21 protein-coding genes are annotated in these 17,113 nt (G+C 63.2%); 12 read left to right on the top strand and 9 right to left on the bottom strand.

Translation table 11 applies throughout. The annotated features are described in order from the left end of the window. Nucleotides 1-271: 271 nt before the first annotated feature. The 3 genes from KUG39_RS17320 (at nucleotide 272) to KUG39_RS10470 (ending at nucleotide 3,707) form a co-directional block, all read left to right on the top strand. Nucleotides 272-691: a prepilin-type N-terminal cleavage/methylation domain-containing protein gene (locus KUG39_RS17320; RefSeq protein ID WP_286193107.1), complete on the top strand. Its 420-nt coding sequence runs from the start codon at nucleotides 272-274 to the stop codon at nucleotides 689-691. 163 nt (nucleotides 692-854) lie between these two features. Further along, complete coding sequence (locus KUG39_RS17325; protein ID WP_286194002.1) at nucleotides 855-1,274, top strand: prepilin-type N-terminal cleavage/methylation domain-containing protein; 420 nt, start codon at nucleotides 855-857, stop codon at nucleotides 1,272-1,274. Between the two features lie 270 nt (nucleotides 1,275-1,544). Next, nucleotides 1,545-3,707, top strand: coding sequence for an O-linked N-acetylglucosamine transferase family protein (locus KUG39_RS10470; RefSeq protein WP_216914971.1), 2,163 nt, complete (start codon nucleotides 1,545-1,547; stop codon nucleotides 3,705-3,707). Between the two features lie 388 nt (nucleotides 3,708-4,095). Here the strand turns inward: KUG39_RS10470 and KUG39_RS10475 are convergent, their stop codons facing one another. The 6 genes from KUG39_RS10475 to KUG39_RS10500 all read right to left on the bottom strand — a co-directional run bounded on the left by KUG39_RS10475 (nucleotide 4,096) and on the right by KUG39_RS10500 (nucleotide 8,369). Then, a complete protein-coding gene (locus KUG39_RS10475; protein WP_216914973.1) occupies nucleotides 4,096-4,839 on the bottom strand; it encodes a class I SAM-dependent methyltransferase in 744 nt (247 codons plus the stop codon). 139 nt (nucleotides 4,840-4,978) lie between these two features. Next, nucleotides 4,979-5,557, bottom strand: a complete 579-nt coding sequence (locus KUG39_RS10480) for a prepilin-type N-terminal cleavage/methylation domain-containing protein (RefSeq protein ID WP_216914975.1) — start codon at nucleotides 5,555-5,557, stop codon at nucleotides 4,979-4,981. Between the two features lie 32 nt (nucleotides 5,558-5,589). Next, on the bottom strand, nucleotides 5,590-6,084 hold the full coding sequence (locus KUG39_RS10485) for a GspH/FimT family protein (RefSeq protein ID WP_094586129.1): 495 nt from the start codon (nucleotides 6,082-6,084) through the stop codon (nucleotides 5,590-5,592). Beyond that, a complete protein-coding gene (locus tag KUG39_RS10490) occupies nucleotides 6,071-6,475 on the bottom strand; it encodes a hypothetical protein (RefSeq protein WP_216914977.1) in 405 nt (134 codons plus the stop codon). The genes KUG39_RS10485 and KUG39_RS10490 overlap by 14 nt, the downstream gene beginning before the upstream one ends. 154 nt (nucleotides 6,476-6,629) lie before the next feature. Continuing rightward, a complete protein-coding gene (locus tag KUG39_RS10495) occupies nucleotides 6,630-7,781 on the bottom strand; it encodes an ATP-binding protein (protein ID WP_216914979.1) in 1,152 nt (383 codons plus the stop codon). 75 nt (nucleotides 7,782-7,856) lie between these two features. After that, nucleotides 7,857-8,369 carry a hypothetical protein gene (locus KUG39_RS10500; protein ID WP_143594143.1) on the bottom strand — a complete coding sequence of 171 codons (513 nt, stop codon included), beginning with the start codon at nucleotides 8,367-8,369 and terminating at the stop codon, nucleotides 7,857-7,859. A 103-nt stretch (nucleotides 8,370-8,472) separates the two neighbouring features. Between KUG39_RS10500 and KUG39_RS10505 the strand changes: the two genes are divergently transcribed. The 3 genes from KUG39_RS10505 to KUG39_RS10515 are packed head-to-tail and all read left to right on the top strand — an operon-like array spanning nucleotide 8,473 to nucleotide 9,769. After that, nucleotides 8,473-8,697: an AbrB/MazE/SpoVT family DNA-binding domain-containing protein gene (locus KUG39_RS10505; protein ID WP_094586133.1), complete on the top strand. Its 225-nt coding sequence runs from the start codon at nucleotides 8,473-8,475 to the stop codon at nucleotides 8,695-8,697. Then, nucleotides 8,694-9,116 (top strand): putative toxin-antitoxin system toxin component, PIN family, encoded by a 423-nt coding sequence (locus KUG39_RS10510; RefSeq protein ID WP_198960129.1) that lies wholly within the window; start codon nucleotides 8,694-8,696, stop codon nucleotides 9,114-9,116. Before KUG39_RS10505 ends, KUG39_RS10510 begins: the two co-directional genes overlap by 4 nt. Nucleotides 9,117-9,166: 50 nt before the next feature. Then, nucleotides 9,167-9,769, top strand: coding sequence for a hypothetical protein (locus KUG39_RS10515; RefSeq protein ID WP_216914981.1), 603 nt, complete (start codon nucleotides 9,167-9,169; stop codon nucleotides 9,767-9,769). Nucleotides 9,770-9,998: 229 nt separating this feature from the next. Here KUG39_RS10515 and lepA read toward each other — a convergent pair whose 3' ends face one another. Then, entirely contained in the window at nucleotides 9,999-11,807 is a 1,809-nt protein-coding gene (lepA, locus tag KUG39_RS10520; RefSeq protein ID WP_094586135.1) for a translation elongation factor 4, read from the bottom strand. 186 nt (nucleotides 11,808-11,993) lie between these two features. Between lepA and KUG39_RS10525 the strand changes: the two genes are divergently transcribed. The 6 genes from KUG39_RS10525 to KUG39_RS10550 all read left to right on the top strand — a co-directional run bounded on the left by KUG39_RS10525 (nucleotide 11,994) and on the right by KUG39_RS10550 (nucleotide 16,392). Next, the gene (locus tag KUG39_RS10525; RefSeq protein WP_261351723.1) at nucleotides 11,994-12,251 is read left to right on the top strand and encodes a NifU family protein; all 258 of its coding nucleotides are present in this window, start codon (nucleotides 11,994-11,996) and stop codon (nucleotides 12,249-12,251) included. 200 nt (nucleotides 12,252-12,451) lie between these two features. Further along, nucleotides 12,452-14,062, top strand: coding sequence for a hypothetical protein (locus KUG39_RS10530; protein ID WP_216914983.1), 1,611 nt, complete (start codon nucleotides 12,452-12,454; stop codon nucleotides 14,060-14,062). A gap of 6 nt (nucleotides 14,063-14,068) precedes the next feature. Then, nucleotides 14,069-14,689 carry a type IV pilus modification PilV family protein gene (locus tag KUG39_RS10535; RefSeq protein WP_216914985.1) on the top strand — a complete coding sequence of 207 codons (621 nt, stop codon included), beginning with the start codon at nucleotides 14,069-14,071 and terminating at the stop codon, nucleotides 14,687-14,689. Further along, on the top strand, nucleotides 14,689-15,279 hold the full coding sequence (locus KUG39_RS10540; protein WP_216914987.1) for a pilus assembly FimT family protein: 591 nt from the start codon (nucleotides 14,689-14,691) through the stop codon (nucleotides 15,277-15,279). Before KUG39_RS10535 ends, KUG39_RS10540 begins: the two co-directional genes overlap by 1 nt. Nucleotides 15,280-15,283: 4 nt before the next feature. Further along, on the top strand, nucleotides 15,284-15,829 hold the full coding sequence (locus tag KUG39_RS10545) for a PulJ/GspJ family protein (RefSeq protein ID WP_216914989.1): 546 nt from the start codon (nucleotides 15,284-15,286) through the stop codon (nucleotides 15,827-15,829). Between the two features lie 11 nt (nucleotides 15,830-15,840). Continuing rightward, nucleotides 15,841-16,392, top strand: coding sequence for a hypothetical protein (locus tag KUG39_RS10550; RefSeq protein ID WP_216914991.1), 552 nt, complete (start codon nucleotides 15,841-15,843; stop codon nucleotides 16,390-16,392). A gap of 2 nt (nucleotides 16,393-16,394) precedes the next feature. On the opposite strand, the gene KUG39_RS10555 is transcribed toward KUG39_RS10550, so the two are convergent. Both KUG39_RS10555 and KUG39_RS10560 read right to left on the bottom strand, forming a co-directional pair. Continuing rightward, nucleotides 16,395-16,862 (bottom strand): type II toxin-antitoxin system VapC family toxin, encoded by a 468-nt coding sequence (locus tag KUG39_RS10555; protein ID WP_216914993.1) that lies wholly within the window; start codon nucleotides 16,860-16,862, stop codon nucleotides 16,395-16,397. Next, a complete protein-coding gene (locus KUG39_RS10560) occupies nucleotides 16,859-17,110 on the bottom strand; it encodes a type II toxin-antitoxin system Phd/YefM family antitoxin (protein WP_216914995.1) in 252 nt (83 codons plus the stop codon). Before KUG39_RS10560 ends, KUG39_RS10555 begins: the two co-directional genes overlap by 4 nt. Nucleotides 17,111-17,113: the final 3 nt, after the last annotated feature.

Here is a 17,113-nt window from a genome sequence, read left to right on the forward strand (position 1 = left end):
CCTGGCAACCGAGAAAAACCCATCATTTTCATAAGAGCTTCATTAGAACTCGGCAAGACCCGACGCCAATTGGATCGTAATGAACAATGAAAAGGCCGTCACTCCGCCAGTGCTGCAGAGAGTGGGCAACCCGCCGAACCCTGCCCCATCAAGGGTTCCGAACCTTAGGAGATACAACAATGCCGCTCTGCCCTCCACAACGGGGACCTCATGGACGTCACTCCTTACGGTGCATAAACTGGATCGAGTCAGGAGCTTCCCAGCTTTTCCAATGAACATCTCCCCCAAGACCAAACTGGCGCTGATGCGCAGCCTGCGCGAGAAGAAGTCGAAGGTGGCTCAAGGCTTCACCCTGATCGAGCTGATGATCGTGGTGGCGATCGTGGGCATCCTCTCCGCCGTGGCCCTGCCCAACTTCCTCGGTGCCCGTACTGCCGCTGCCGCCGGTGCTGCCATCGGCCAAGCTGTGGGCCTTGCCAAGGAATGTGCCACGTTCAAAGCCTCTGGGGGCGTCGGGGTTGCACCCACCGCCGGTGGCGTCACCTGTTCCTCAGATGGCTCACAGAACTATGTTGCTACCTGGGGTGCAACGGTTTCCGGCATTCGTTGCCTAACGGCGACTTCCGCTGCTGCATCGGTGGCCACGATTACCGTCGCCACCGATGGCGGCCTCACTTGCGCTCTGACTTGAGCACCCGTTCAGAACCTATACGCTCAAGCCCCTTCATGGGGCTTGTTTTTTTTAAGGCATTTGTGCGAAACATGAACTTCTGAATTATCATCTAGCCATAGGAATATTTCATCTTTGCTCGACGCGCCATACTCGGCAAGCCGTCTCAACGCTCTTCCCTTCAATGAAAATCTCCCCAAAGACAAAACTAGTCTTGTTCCGTAGCCTGAGGGAGAAGAAGCCGAATGGAGCGCAAGGTTTTACTCTCATCGAACTAATGATCGTTGTGGCGATCGTTGGGGTTCTTTCCGCCGTCGGCCTGCCCAACTTCCTTCGCGCAAGGAATGCTGCTTCTGCCGGTGCTGCGATCGGTGAAATCATCGGCTTGGCTAAGGAATGTGCCACCTTCAAAGGCTCAGGTGGCGTTGGCGTTGAGCCAACGGGTGGAGGTGTCACATGCAGTGGCACGGCATCCCAGACATATTCTGCCACTTGGGGAGGAACCGTATCCGGTCTGCGATGCCTTGCGGCAACCTCAACTGGGGCCTCACAAGCAGTGATTACTGTCGCGACCAACGGAAACCTGAGCTGTGCACTCACCTGAATCACAAACTTCAGGGTTTGTGATAGTCCAATGGACCGGCCCATCTCCAAAAAAATGCCAATGCTCGGGCTTCTCAGCATCTGCACAGAGAAAACCGACCATACTCAACGGGTCGTTGATCCATTCTCCAGCCTTTCTGCTCCAGTTGTAGCCGCAAAGTCAAGCTCATTGGCCTGCTGGTGATTGCGGGAAACATCACAAGACAAAGAAATTAGCTGATCCGATGTTCGGTGATGCTTGCTAGACTGTGAAAACCGTTTTACCCTGCCCATGAATGCCACCAGCCGTCATAGCCGGGAGGCACTGATGCAGGAGGAAGCACGCAGAGCTTGTCTCTTTTGCCGCGTTGGAGAGTACCGCAAAGCGGCTCTGCTTGCACTGAAGCTAGCACGGCTCAGAAAAGAAGCCGTTGATGACTTTGATTTGGTCCTTCCGACTGCGTTAGGAAAATGTGGCCACTATCGCGCATCAATCCGAAGCGCCTTAAAGCTCCTAACCACTAGCTTATCCTTTCGTGGTGACTTGATCATCATTATTGCCAGTGCGCTTAAACGCCTGACGATCCAGCCCTCAGACATAATCAAGGCCCTTGACTACATCAGCGGATTTTCGTTGCTAACCACAGAAGCCGCAGTTATTGCAGCTGGTCTTGAAGATGCAAAGTTACGCTCACTGTTTGTGGAGGAAGCAGCAAACAGATATCTCTTTACCGATAGTGAGATGAGCTACATCTCTGCTTACATCAGTTATCGAGAGGGCGATTTGTCCTCGGCCATGCGTCTGCTGCAAGCCAACCAGTCTGATCAAGACCATTCCCAAGCATCGACTAAACTGGCGGCTCGAATACTATTGGATACAGGCCACTATTATCCTGCCAGGAGGTATGCCTGTCATCTGCTGAAGCGTGACCGTAAAGATATCGAAGCGCTTGACATTCTCGGACAAGCCTTGAACGCAGAGTCCCACTGGAAAGCCGCACGCAAAGCCTACGCTCTCCTTCATGAGATAACTGGAGATGAGATCAGCAAACTGAATACGCTCTTTATCATGCCGCAAGTTGCGGTATCGGCCAACGATTTATCGCAGGCTCTTGATTCATTCATCGTCAATCTCAATAGTCTCTCGTTGGACGAACAGTCCTTTGGATTCATCCGATCATTGTCTGTAGCCACATCGGCCTGTCATACTTTCTATTTAGCTTATCACGGCGATATCAACTTGAAGTGGCTGCTGGAAGCCTACTACCAGCACATCCGATACGTCGCTCGTCAAATCATCGAGGAAAACTCGACTTCCCATTCACCCCAATGCAAATCAGTCCCATCCACTCCTGTTTTTTGTAGGGTGAACAGAAAAGTCAAAATCGGCTTTATGTCTAGAGCCTTCTTTCAGCACAGCAATCTTCAAGCTCACGCAGGACTGATCAAGAACCTCAGCCGGGATTTATTTGAAGTTGTCCTCATCCATCGGCACGGCGTAAAATCAGATCTTGCTCATACTGATATCAATAATCATGCTGATCAATCAGTTTATCTTGCCTCCGACTTTGGCAGTGCCTGTAAGCAGATTTCCGGCCTTCATCTTGACATAAACTTCATCACAGATATCGGGATGAATCCCCTTGACGGAATTTTACCCATGGTACGGCTTGCTCCTCTGCAGGTAACTGGATGGGGGCTCCCCCATACAACGGGGCTCTCCGAGATTGACTACTATCTCCGATCAATGATCTTTCATGATTGCGAAGACCAAAGTGAGTACACCGAAAGACTTATATCAATAAATGGCTATCTCGGCTACTTTGAACTTGAAAAGTCGGCGCCCATCGAAAAGAGCACGGACTATTTCTTGCTCCCTCCTGATCGATTTCTAGTGGGATGTCTGCAGTCTCTCCACAAGATTCATCCAGCCTTTGACTTCTACCTAGAAGAGATCGCAAAGATTGACGAGTCCATACTCATCATTATCGCTGCATCAGAGAACGATACACTGAACCAGCGCTTTGTTCAACGCATAAAGAAGAATGCCCCAACCGTATTCAATCAGATTTGTTTTGTCCAGAGAATGGAAATGAATGATTACCACAGTCTTAATCAGCTCTTGGATCTAAATCTGGATCCGATCCATTACGGTGCTGGAGTTACGTTTATCGAGACGGCTTGGTGCGGACCTCCTTGCATTACCTTACGAGGCAAGACCTTAAGATCGTCCGTAGTGTCTCGCTCGTACGAGTACGCAAAGGTTAATGATGCGCCAATCGCCAACAGCAAAGATGAATACATTGCCCTATTCAAAGATCTGATGGGTGATCCTGACCGCAGGCGCAAGCTCAAAGAGGAGATTCAGCAGAAAAGCCAGTCAACAATTTACAACAATCTTGACTACATTCAATCCTGTGAGAAGTTTCTCTACCAAGTGGCTAGCCAACTGTGACGTCCTGTCAGTTGATCGTCCTAACCAGTTTCTGCCTACACCACGGTTAACTAGTGGCGTTGACTTCATGTTGATCTTCATATCTTTCTGGAACTAGCAGTTATCTCATCAGAAGAGTCAGCATGTACGACTACCATTCAAGGCCCATCAACGAAAGCCCACCAAATTTAGACTACTGAGTCGTTGTCCAAGGACGAAGGGCGCCGACTAGAGCCGGGAACAAAGATTGACAAAAGGGATCATGCACAGTATGCAAGACTACAATGAATTGTAGTCTTGTCAAGAAAAGATTTTGACCTATGGAAACACTACAGAGCGTGAACAACGAATCAGACAACCTACAGAAGCTGTTTCCAAGTGCCAAATACTCTCTTCACTTCTCAAGAAATCAGCCAGAGAGAAACCTAGATGACGCAAAAGAGTTTTTGTATGAATCCATGTCATTCATTGACGCATTAAGCTTCTCAAGAAAAATGCAATTTCTCGAAAAAAGAATACTCTCTACCGATTCAATCGCATCAGGATCTAGCCCAATACTCAACATCCGATACTGAAGAAGAGACTTATCCTCCTCACAAAGAAAGCGTCGATTGACGTAATCAGAGGCGACTTTGAACGCTTCCATCACTGACCAGGGATCATTAAGTCCATAATTCATTGCATATCCATACAGCGAGCCATTTCGCCAATAGGATGTCTCGATATCTTCAATGGCATACAAGCCATTATCACTCAGCAAAGCTGGAAACAAGGAAGAGAACGTCAGAATCTGATGGGAAGGGTGGTGCGAACCATCGTCAACAATCAAATCAATGGGATGGACAATTTGCTTCATGGCCAACTGCAGGCCTTGCAGATCCGACTGATCAACTTTCAGAACTTTGACACGATCCTCTTCGCCTTCGACATCTCGATCAAAACAGTAGATAAATGCTTCAGGAAACAGACTTTTCCAGAACTTGACACCCGCACCGGATCCATACCCGATTTCAAGCATCGCAAAAGGGCCCTTATCTCGAAAGCGATACAAAGACTTTGCGTATGGTCTTTCGTAATGGTGGGTGGATATCTTGTCGGTATTTGCTTCCATGCCTGCGGCGATCAGCGTTTCTCGGAAAGAATCAATTGTCATCCCAGAGCTTTTGCCGACAGCTGATTGTAGCCGCCGTTCCGCCAGTCGCAGGGCCTGCTTTCTCAGGTTGCCAATTTGGTCTCCGTTCAGAGGCTCAGTCGACGCCGTTGTGGTGACGCATCTCTGGAATGGTCTCGTCTCAGGAAGGCCCCCCCACCCGCACCTCCGTCTGGATCCTTTGGGTTCCACCCCCTGAGGGCTCGAACTCCTGCCGCAGCCGCAGATGCAGCAGTCCGTCGGGCTCCACGGTGGCCTCCAGCCCCGGCTGGGTGAGCCCATCCAGCAGCACCCGGTTCTGGGCCGCTCCGGTGCCCGGTTCCCCATCCAGCCCGAAGGCCGGACCACAACGCATCAGCACCCGCCGGCGCCAGATGGCGCTCGGTGGGCTGCCCACCGTGTAGGTGATCGGGCCGGCCGGTGTCTGCAGCTGCAGCACCGGATCCCGGCCCCCAAGGGCGCAGGCGGCACCGGTCCCCAGGGCCACGTCCACCCGGGTGGCCCGCTGCAGGTCCCCCCGCAGCAGGGCCAGCACCCGTCGCTGCTGGCCCCGCTCCCGCACCTGGCGCACCATCCGCTCCACCTGACGGCCATCGGCCACCAGGGCCTGCAGCACCACCCCCCAGAGCAGCAGCGCGAGGCTCACCGCCACCAGCAGCTCCACCAGCGAGAAGCCCGCCGGCCCCCTGACGGAACGGCCGTGGGAACACAGCAAGGCCATGGCGCAACTCCAGTACAGATAGAGAGGGCGGCTCAGGACTGGGGATCCGGCAGGCAGCCGCCCGGCCCCTGCCGTCCCAGGCGGGTCACCCCGAGGGGCAGGGCCACCACCACGCAGCGCACCAGATCGGTGCCCTCGGTGCTCAGCAGCACGGTGCCGCCGTCGATGATCAGCCCATTGCTGGTGAAGCGCACCGCCGCCGGCAAGTTGTGGCTGACCGTCACATCCGGCCCACCGATCCCCTCCCCCAGCTCCAGGGCCGCCCCCTCGCAGGCCGGCAGGCCGCCCGCCTGGGGCTCCCGCCAGCCCGTGGCCTCCAGGCTCAGGGCACAGGGGCGGCCGCTGCGCAGGGCGGCATCCCGTCCCCGCTCCAGCCCCACCATCACCCGGCGGCTGGCCCCCTCCAGCCGAGCCAGGGCCAGCTCCCGGCTGGCGGAGCTGAACCCAAGCTGGGCCAGCAGCCCCACCAGCACCAGCGTCAGCAGGGCCTCCGGCAGGGTGAAGCCCCCCGGCTCAGGGTGTGCCACCGCCCCCTCCCTGCGGGATCCCGCAACGCCCGAAGGCCGCCGGCGCGTACAGCCGCTGGCGCGGTTCGGGCTCGCCGGCCACCGCCATCCGCAGCACCACCCCGTCTCCGCTGGGGGACACCTCCAGCTGGCGCGCCAGCCCCGGGGCGAGGGGCTGGGCCGCCAGGGCCTGCAGCAGCTGGGCCGTCGCCGTGGTGCAATCGCCGGCGGAGGGAGTCAGGGCGCGCAGGGAGGTTTCGGCCCGCGACAGGGCGGCCTCCGCCTGCTCGAGCCGCTCCTGCTGGCGCTGCTCGGCCACGGCCGCGGCGGCCGCCAGGGCCCAGAGCTGCAGGGAGGATCCCGCCGCGGCGGTGAACAGCACCGATCCGGTCAGCAGTTCGATCAGGCTCATGGCGCCACCCTCCACGACCGTGGGGGGTGATCAAAACAAAGCCAACAAACACGTCTGGGCATGGCGATGGCAGCAACGACTTCTCCAGAGTTCCCAGCCGAGGACAGCAGCGGAAGCCGTCGACAGGAGGACCCTGCGGGCGTGTCGGTGCTCGTCAATGGATCGGCAGCGGCTGCCGCGGATCCACCCCCTTCAGGAAATCCCCGCAGGGGAGGCAGAGGATCCCATCGATCCGCAGCGGCTCCGCGCCCAGGTGGAGCAGGGCCACCGTGGCTTCCGGGTAGTCAGCCTGGAAGGCCTTCAGACCCTGCAGATCCCTGGAGTGAATCTGGCGGCTGCGCTTCACCTCCAGGGCCGTGAAGCTGTCGGGTCCGTACAGCACGAAATCCACCTCCCGACCCGCCTTGGTGCGCCAGTAGAAGAGTTGATCGCCGCTGCAGCGGTAGGCAATCCAGGCCCGCAGATGCTGGGCGACCAGACCCTCCAGGGCCATGCCCTCGATCTCGGCAGGGGAATCCAGCGGGCCGGCCGGCCGCAGGGATCGGAACACACCGGCATCGAAGTAGAAAAACTTCTCATGGGCCACCACCTGGCGCTTTGCCCGCCGGCTGAAGACCGGTAACCGGAAGGCCAGCAGCAGGTCCTCCAGGATTGCCAGATAGTTCTCGACGGATTTGCGGCCCACCTGGCACTCCCGCGCGACGGCGGACAGGTTGAGGGTGGAGCCATGGGAGAAGCTGATCGCTTCGAGGAACCGGGCAAAGCCGCCAAGATCGCGCACCAGCGCCTCGGCCTGCACCTCTTCCCGGAGGTACAGCGAGGCGTAGGCCCGCAGGGTCTGCTCCGGATCCTTCGCTTCCCAGACCAGGGGCACCAGCCCGAAGCGCAGAGCCCGTTCCAGACTGAAATCAGCCCCCAGCTCCGCCGCCAGAAAGGGGTGCATTGACGCCGACACGAGGCGCCCGGCCAGCAGATTCCAGCTGCCGCGGCGCAGCTTTCGCGCACTGGATCCGGTCAAGACGAAACGAAGACCGGGATGCTCCTCCACCAGAGCATGGACCACATCCAGCAACCCCGGAACCTTCTGCACCTCATCGATCACCACCATGGCGATGCCGGGTTCGGCGGCCACCCTCTCGCGCAAGCGTTCCGGCCTGGCCTGGTGGAGGCGCTGAGCTTCGGGATCGAGCAGGTCGAGCCGGTAGGCGCTGCCGTGGGCCTGGCGCAACCAGGTCGACTTGCCGGTGCCACGGGGACCGAACAGGAAAAAGCTGCCGGCAGGTTCCTGCAGAAATCGCCCTACCATCGCCAAATCCGCCGCCTTTCTGGAGGTATCAGCTCCAATTCTGCCTTGCCGATCCGGTCTGCCGTTCGATCAGGCTCATGGCGCCACCCCCCGCAGGCCCACCAGCCGCACGTCGGTGATCTGCGGCTGGGGCTGGGTCGGTGGCTGGGCCGGCGCCAGCTGCACCGTGAAGGCCCCCTGCCGCGCCGGCTGGCCCCCGCCGGCGGCCAGCTCCAGCAGCAGTTCGGCCGGCTGCAGTTCCGGGCGCCAGGCGACCAGGCGGTAGGAGCCCCCCAGCACCTGGCCCTGCCGCAGGGCCGCGATCGCCTGGGCCGGAGCGCAGGCCAGGCCCTGGACATCCCATTGCGGCAGCGGCAGCGCCAGCAGACATGGATGGCTGCGGTGCAGCTCCGCCAGCAGTTGCTGGCCCGCCGAGGCCAGCCGGTCCTCCGCCCGGCGCTGCTGCTGCTCCCGGATCCCCTGCAGACGCAGCTGCAGGCTGGCGGTGTGGGCCGAGAGGCTCCCCAGCAGCAGCACCAGGGACGCCCCCATGGCCAGGGGCAAGGCGAATCCCCGCTCCCCGGATCGGTGGCGGTGCAACGAGCGCATGGCGATGACAGCGAACGCCTTTTCAGGGTTCCCCCGAGGGGTCACGGGCTGCCGCCGGCCCAAAGTAAGGAATCCTTTATTCCGGACAAAGCCGGCGGCGTTCATGGTCCTGGCCAAGCGCACCAGCAAGAACCAGCTCACCTTGCCCAAGGCCGTGGTGGAGGCCGTGGGGATCGCTGACTACTACGACGTGGCGACCGAGAACGGTCGCATCGTGCTCACCCCTGTCCACCCGAATGCGGCCTCCCAGGTTCGATCCCGCCTGGAGGAGCTGGGAATCACAGAAGAGGATGTGGCCGCCGCGGTGGCATGGTCCCGCCAGGCGTGACGATCCGCGTTGTTCACAACACGAATGTGCTGGTCTCGGCGCTGTTGTTTGAGAACGGCCGCCTGGCCTGGCTGCGCCGGACCTGGCAGACAGCCGCCATCACGCCTGTGCTGAGCGAATCCTCAGCCCGCGAACTGATCCGTGTGCTCGCCTGCCCCAAGTTTCGGCTCACGCGGGCCGACGTTGATCGGCTGCTGGCGGATGTGCTGCCGTGGTGTGAAACCCATGCCGGCTCCCTCAAGCCTTGTCAGATCCAGGTTCGCGACCCGAAAGGTCAGGTGTTTCTCGACCTGGCCCTGGCGGCTGACGTGCCGGTCCTCGTCAGCGGCGATGCCGATCTCCTCGCCCTGAGGAACCCCTTGCTCCCCTTGTTGATCCTGACGCCGGCAGAGTTTCAGATCTGGCTTGAAAATCCCTGATCCGGGCTTCGCCTGTCAGTGTTGCCATGGGAATGACGCACCAGCGCCCCATGAACGATCGCCGGCACAGGGACACCCGCGATGAGGTCGACAGCATCGTCAATCGCCACCAGCTGGACTATTCCCTGGGCCAGCTGCGGCTGGTGGGGCTGCTGCTGCTGGTGCTGGAGCTGAGCACCCTGCTGCTGGCGGGCAGCTTCGCCAGCGTCGAGGCTCCCGCCGGCCGGCTCAACGGCCTGATCGGCCTCTCCCCCGCCCTGCCGCTGCTGCCGGTGGGCTTCGGCCTCTATCTCATCGGCGGCGGCCATCGGCGCCACCCCCGCGAACAACCCTGGACCGGAGCGCTGCACCGCACCCTGCTGCCCCTGGGGCTGATCCTGCTGCTGTTGCTGCCGGCGGTCACCATCCATGACGCCGCCACCCTGTTCAGCCAGCGGCAGCTCGCCCCCGTCACACCGCTGCAGCAGCACCTGCTCAACCCCGTGCGCCTGATCACCACCCTGTTGCTGCAGGGGGTCACCGGCGCCGGGCTGGTGGTAATGCAGCTCCGCGGCCGGCGCCAGATGCGGCGGGTGGGCCTCACCCCGAGCCTGTTCTTCCGCACCGACGCCACCGGGCCCGTCCATCAGCACCGGCGCCGCTCGACGGACTAGGTACGGGTGGTGGGCCGGGCGGAATCGCGCGGTCGGCTAGGGGACATTGAGGCGCAGCCAGGGGACGTTGAGGCGCAGCCAGGGGACGTTGAGGCGCGGCCAGCATGATGTCCAGATCTGTACATCCTGTACAGAATCCGTTTGGCGCTGCAAAAGGGTGAGACCACCCGCTGCACGAAAGGGCGCGGAGCCTTCCGATTCAGGCCCGGCCCGCCGCTTCAGAGCCGGCTCACTGATTCAGCTTCAGCACCGCCATGAAGGCCTCCTGGGGCACCTCCACCCGGCCCATGGCCTTCATGCGCTTCTTGCCCTTGGCCTGCTTCTTGAGCAGCTTCTTCTTACGGGAGATGTCACCGCCGTAGCACTTGGCCAGCACGTCCTTGCGGATGGCGCTGATGCTCTCGCTGGCGATGATGCGGCTGCCGATCGAGGCCTGGATGGGAATTTTGAACTGCTGCCGGGGGATCAGTTCCTTGAGCTTCTCCACCAGGCTCTTGCCCACGTTGTAGGCCTTGTCACGGTGGACGATGGTGGTGAGGGGATCGGCCTTCTCGCCGTTGATCAGCACGTCAAGGCGCACCAGCTCATTTTTGCGATAGCCGATCAGGCTGTACTCCATCGAGGCGTAGCCCTTGGTGCGGCTCTTCATCTGATCGAAGAAGTCGGTCACCACTTCCGCCAGCGGCATCTCGTAGTGCAGCGTCACCCGGTCGGTGGTGATGTATTTCATGTCGATGAACTCGCCGCGGCGCTCCTGGCACAGCTCCATCAGGGCGCCGTTGTACACATTGGGGGTGTAGATCTCCAGCTTCACATAGGGCTCCTCGATCGATTCCCGCTTCTGGGGATCGGGGAGGGTGGCGGGATTGTCCACCATCATGGTGCTGCCGTCGATCATGTTCACCTGGTAGATCACCGAGGGCGCGGTGACGATCAGGTCAAGGTCGTATTCGCGCTCCAGCCGCTCCTGCACGATCTCCATGTGCAGCAGGCCCAGGAAGCCGCAGCGGAAGCCGAAGCCCATGGCGCTGCTGGTCTCCGGCTCGTACTGCAGCGCCGCATCGGAGAGCTGCAGCTTGTCGAGGGCCTCCCGCAGGTCGGGGTACTGGTCGGCATCGGTGGGGAACAGGCCGCAGAACACCATCGGCGTGGCCTCGGCGTAGCCGGGCAGCGGTTCACTCGCCGGGTTGGCCGCCAGGGTGATGGTGTCGCCGACGCGGGCATCGGCCACCGCCTTGATCGAGGCGGCCAGGTAGCCCACCTCACCGGCATGGAGGCTGTCCACCTGCCGCTGGTCCGGCGCCATCACCCCCACCTCGTCGAGTTCCACCACCTTGCCGCTGGCCATCAGCAGCACCTTGTCCTTGCGGGCGATCACACCGCTGATCACCCGGAAGTAGACGATCACGCCCCGGTAGGGGTCGTAGTAGGAGTCGAAGATCAGGGCCCGCAGCGGTTCGTCTGCCTGGTCCGGCGGCGCCGGCACCCGGTCCACCACCGCCTGCAGGATCTCCGGAACCCCCAGGCCGGTCTTGGCGGAGCAGTTGATGGCCGTGGAGGTGTCGAGGCCGATGATCGCTTCGATCTCCGCCTTGATCCGGTCGGGATCGGCCCCGGGCAGGTCGATCTTGTTGAGCACCGGGATGATCTCCAGATCGTTCTCCAGCGCCAGGTACACGTTGGCCAGCGTCTGGGCCTCCACCCCCTGGCTGGCATCCACCACCAGCAGGGCGCCCTCGCAGGCCAGCAGGCTGCGGCTCACCTCGTAGGAGAAATCGACGTGGCCCGGCGTGTCGATCAGGTTGAGGATGTAGGTCTGGCCGTCGGCGGCCTTGTACTCCATGCGGGCGGCCTGGAGCTTGATCGTGATGCCCCGCTCCCGCTCCAGCTCCATGTTGTCGAGGAACTGGGCCTGCATGTCCCGGGCGGCCACGGTGCCGGTGTCCTGCAGCAGGCGGTCGGCCAGGGTCGATTTCCCGTGGTCGATGTGGGCGATGATGCAGAAGTTACGGATCCGCTGGGCGGGAACGTCGGTCATGGGGTGGGATCAGGCCGGCGCCCGATCACTCAGGCAGCCACGGAAGAAGCTGGAGCGATCCTAGGGAGGTCCCCTGGCCTGCCCCCGGCCCGGAGGGCGCCGGCCTCCCTAAGCTTGACCAAACGACCCTCTGCATCTGCCATGACCACCGACACCGCCAGCCCCGAGACCGCCGACGCCGGGACCATGGCGCCCGCCGTGGAGAGCGACCCCCGCGCCCTGACGATCGAGAACGTGGAGCGGGTGCTCGACGAGCTGCGTCCCTACCTGATGGCCGATGGCGGCAACGTGGAGATCGTCGAGATCGACGGCCCGGTGGTGAAGGTTCGGCTGCAGGGCGCCTGCGGTTCCTGCCCCAGCAGCACCATGACCCTGAAAATGGGCATCGAGCGCAAGCTGCGCGAGGCGATCCCCGAAGTGAACGAGGTGGTGCAGGTGCTCTGAACCCTGCCGGAATGAACCGGGAACCGCCCCCCATCCGGGGGGCTTTTTTCATGGCCGATTGTCATCGTTCTCTTCCGATCCCCCCAGCCGATTACGTCACGGTTCTCAATCCCTCCGGGTGATCCGGGGGTACGTTGAAGGGGCAGCAGAAGTGCTGCGGCGAATGGGGTTCCTGTCCACGTCGGAGGAGGCCTGGAGCGATGACTGGCCGGCTGCTGCTGCTGACGCTGGCGGGCTCCCGCAGGCCCCGCGATGCCAGGGGCTTCATGGTGGCCTGCTTCCTGATCATCATGGCCGTGCTCCTCGGGGGGCTGGCCGTGGCGAAGCGTTCCTCCATGGCGGAGCTGGCCTCGGCCTACCAGAGCCAGGCCCGGGATGCCCGGGCCGCGGCCGACATCGGCATGACGGCGGTGGTGAGTGAGCTGAACCGCCACCGCAACCGCCAGCTGCTGGTCAACGCCTGCCTGCTCGAGACATCCACGCCCGCCGCCATCGCCGTCAACAACGCCGTCAAGGTGCCGGATGGCCGGGCCTTCGCCAACGTGGGCGCCACCTTCCCCACCGCCGGGGCCCTCCCCACCGCCCAGACGATCAACGTCGGCGACGGCTCCCAGCAGCGCTGGCGGCTGGTGGATGTGGACTGCTCCGCCGCCACCGCCGCCAGCGTGCGCCAGGGCACCCTGGCCAACCCCATGACCGGGGTCGCCGCCGTGCCCCCCACCGCCGGCGAGCTCACCCTCACCGTGCGCGGCTTCGCCCTGCGCGGCGGCTCGGTCGTGGCCGCCAGCACCCTGCAGCAGACCCTGGAGGTGGTGCCCAAGTGCCTCGACCGCAGCCTGCGCGGCCTGGGCAACAGCTTCGGCAACGACATCCGCCGCTGCAGCCTGGCCCCGGGCTTCGGCTTCGTGGCCGGTGCCGCCGACGACAACACCGGCGATCTGGTGATCTCCGGCGGCGCCTACAACCTCAACGTGGATCCGGTCACCTGCATTGCGTCCTTTGCCGGGGGCTGCGTGGACGGCCTGGCCCACACCAGCGTCAACGTGGTCGACGTCAACCTGCCGCCACCGCTGCCCACCGCCAACGCCACCTGCCGCAGCACCTCGCCCCCGGCCAACTGCAACGTGAGCGTGACCAGCGACCTGACCCTGGCCAGCCGCAACTTCGCCAGCTGGCCCGCCCCCTGGAACACGCTCTGCACCCGCGAGGACGAGAACGGCGGCGCCTCGCCTCCCGGCACGTTCCAGACCATCTCCTGCAGCCTCAACCGCCTCAGCACCGGCAACAACGTCGAACTGTTCTTCGACACCAGCGGCAGCACCGCCGCCAGCACGATCCCGGTGCGGCTGCACTTCCCCAACGCCTCCACCAGTGGCCAGAAGAGCGTCACCCGGGGGAACGGCTCCTCCGGCATCTTCCAGTGCGATTCCGATGCCGGCGCCATCACCTGCTCCACCAGCACCCAGGGCGCCCCCCGTGCCGCCGACCTGGCCCTGTTCGGCTGCCGCCCCGGGGCGCCCGCCCCCTGCGGGGCCCAATACCTGGATCTCGGCAACGGCAACGGCGCCTCCCAGAGCATGTTCCTGTACTTCCCCCTCGGCAACATCGAGATGGGCGGCACCCCGGACTTCAAGGGGGTGATCTGGACGAACGATTTCCGGGCCAACGGCAACATCAGCGTCACGATCTCCCCGACCGATCTCGAGAGCGTCTGCGGGCTGATGAAGTTCTGCGGCGGCGACGATTCCCTCTATGAGTCCTTTGCGATCGATTACGTCACCAGGGCCGTCAGACGACACACCTACTCCTGAGCCACCGTGAAAGCTTTCCATCCCACTGCCTTCCATCCACCCCCCCTTCCCCCGCCCCGCCGCAGCCGCGGCGCCGGTGGCTTCTCCCTGGTGGAACTGATGGTGTCGTCGGTGCTGCTGGTGCTGGCCCTCACCGGCACCTCGGTGCTGTTCGTGGAGTCCAACCGCTCCTCGGCGGCGGCGGAGACGCGCTACCGCCAGCAGGCCCTGGTGGACACCGATCTGGCCCGGGTGCGGCGGCTCAACGATCGCTACACCTGCAGCACCGGCACCTGCACCAGCCTGGGCAGCGTGGAGCTCTCCAAGAACGATTTCTTCCCGCCACCCACCTCCACGGCGGCCAACGGCAACAGCAGCGCCGGCCAGCTCTTCGAGGCCCTGTGCAACTCCACCAGCCTGATCACCCAGCTGGTGGCCGACATCGGCGCCACCCCCTCGACCCTCACGGCGGCCGGCATCACCTACAGCATCGACGCCGCCAACCAGGGGCAGCAGACCGTGAGTGAATTCGGCACCAACGTGGTGCGCAACCTTCACCGCTACACGATCACCTACACGAACAGCAGCAGCGGCGAACTGCTGCGCCGGGTCACGCTCGTGCCCACCACCGTCGCCTGGTGCCCCTGATGAAAAAACACCCCTCCAACGCCGGATTCACCATGATCGAAACCACCGTGGTGGTGGTGATCGTGGGCATCCTCGCCGCCGTCGGCCTCGCCGCCTCCGGCAATGAATGGCGGCGCGAGCGGGTCAATGCGGTGGCCACCGAACTGGCGGGCTGGCTGGAGGGGGTGCGGCGCACATCGCTGAAGGGCAATGCCTGCCAGGTGACCATCAGCGGCGGCAACCTCACAGGCGGCGCCATCCTCGCCAGCGCCTCGGAGCTGATCGCCGGCACGGCCATCGCCAACCCGACCATCGCCAACAACTGCCTCACCGGCCAGCCGATGCAGATCAGCGAAACCCTCGGCTCCTCCACCTACACGATCGCCCCGGGCGGCACCACCAGCTTCAAGTTCACCCCCCGCGGCACGGTCAATGCCGCGGCCGCCGACGCCCAGCTCAACGCCCCGGTGGTGATCCAGATCTCCCTGGCGGGCAGCGGCGGGCCGATGCGCTGTGTGCGCATCTCCGAAGGCCTCGGCCTGATCAGTGTGGGCTCCAGCAATTCCAGCGGCGGCACCTGCCCGGACAGCAGCTACGGAGGCACCCTCTGACGCCATGAACCACCCCATCTCCCACCTTCAGCACCAGCGGCGGCGCCCCCGGCACCGGGGCTTCACCATGGTCGAACTGCTGATCACCTCGGTGATCATGGGCGTGATCTTCGCCACCGGCAGCAACGTGATGGTGACCCAGATCCGGGTGTCCTCCCAGCAGGAATCGCTGCGGCGGCTGCAGGACCACTGGGGCCGCATCAACCACCTGCTCGACAGCGAGATCACCGAATCGGCCTCGGCCACGGCCGTCCCCGGCACCTCCCTCACCCTCACCCTGGCGGGGGGACAGACGATCACCTACGCCTACGACGGCGGCACCCGGACCATGACCCGGACGGGCCCGCCCATCAACGACAACGGCACCCTCAACCTCACCGGTGGCACGGCCAACGTGTCCTCGGTGCTGCTCACCAACGTCGACGCCTTCGCGCCCACCCTCAACAACAGCCGCGAACCGGCCTACACCCTGGCCCTCAGCGACGGGCTGGGGGCGTCGTTCACTGGGCTGTCGAGTTCCAGTCGCTCGCGCACCTCCAGCTTCCCCTGACCGCCGCCCCCATGCGTGCCCGCCCACCAGCCCCGCGGCCGGCGCTCCTGCTGCCGTTCCTGCTGCTGCCGCTGCTGCTGCTGGCTGCGTGCCGGCGGCCCACGGTGGAGGTGAGCGAGAGCCAGCGGGCCGCCTGCCGCGGCGAGGCCGAGAGCGCCGCCACCCCCGAGGAGGCGCTGCGGCGCCAGGCCGACTGCCTGGCCGCCGCGCTCCGGGACCACGACAAACCACCGGCTCCTTCCGTACAGCCGCCGGCGGTGGTGGCGCCGCCGGCCCCGGCGCCCATCGATCGCTACCGCTACTGCCGGGTGCACCAGGAAGATGTGCAGGCCGCTTCGGCCCGCCTCACCAACGCCGCCAAGCCCTGGATGGTGGCCCAGAAGCGCCACGCCCCCGGCAGCGAGGAGTACCGCGACGCCCAGCAGGCCTACGACGCGGCGGTGGCGGAGCTGGAACGGCTGCTGCCCCCGGAGATCCGCAACGGCATGGATCTGCTGCCCACCGCCGCCGAGGCCTACAGCCGCTGCGATCGCCAGGTGATCGAAGGAACCTCCGGTCCGTAGAGCTAAGGGTCAGGGCTGATCGCGTGGTGGCTCAGGCCCAGGGCGGCGGCGACCCTGATCAGCGCCTGGTCGGCTGTGGCGAGGACCAACACCTCCCGGCTGGCGATGGCCAGGTGGAGGGCATCCCCGCCGCGCAGCGGCAGGCTCCCCAGCTCCTGCAACCACTGCCTGGCGTGCAGGAAATCGGTTCCCCGCGGTTCCAGCAATCGCAGGCGCTCGCGGCGGAAACACTCGAATTCGGCGTGAATGGCCCCGGCACGGTCTTCGGTGAGGTCACCCCGGCGTACGCAGAGGGCCACGACGGCGGCGAACTCCACCAGCACCCAGTGGCTGATCCAGAGGGGCGCATTGCCCTGGCTGAGAAACCACTGCTCCGCCGCAGGGAAACCGGTGTCGTTCAGGAAAAGCGACAGCAACACGCAGGTGTCGACATAGGTCCCCACCATCGGGTCCCGGCGTCGGGGCGTCATCCCCGATCCCGCCGCAGCTCATCGACGAGGGCCACCGCGTTCCCCGCAAAGGGGGGCTGGTGGTCGTGGAACCGCCGCAGCCGCTCCGGCCAAGACAGCGGACCTTCCTCGTCTGGGGCAGGACTTTCCCGCACCAGCCGGGCCACAGGCTGGCCGCGGCGGGTGATCACCACCTCGTCGCCCATCTCGACCGCATCCAGAAGGGCGGAGAGCTGCGCTTTCGCTTCAGCCAGACCAACAGATCGCATGGT

Source organism: Synechococcus sp. CCAP 1479/10, assembly GCF_019038515.1.
Lineage (GTDB): Bacteria > Cyanobacteriota > Cyanobacteriia > PCC-6307 > Cyanobiaceae > Cyanobium.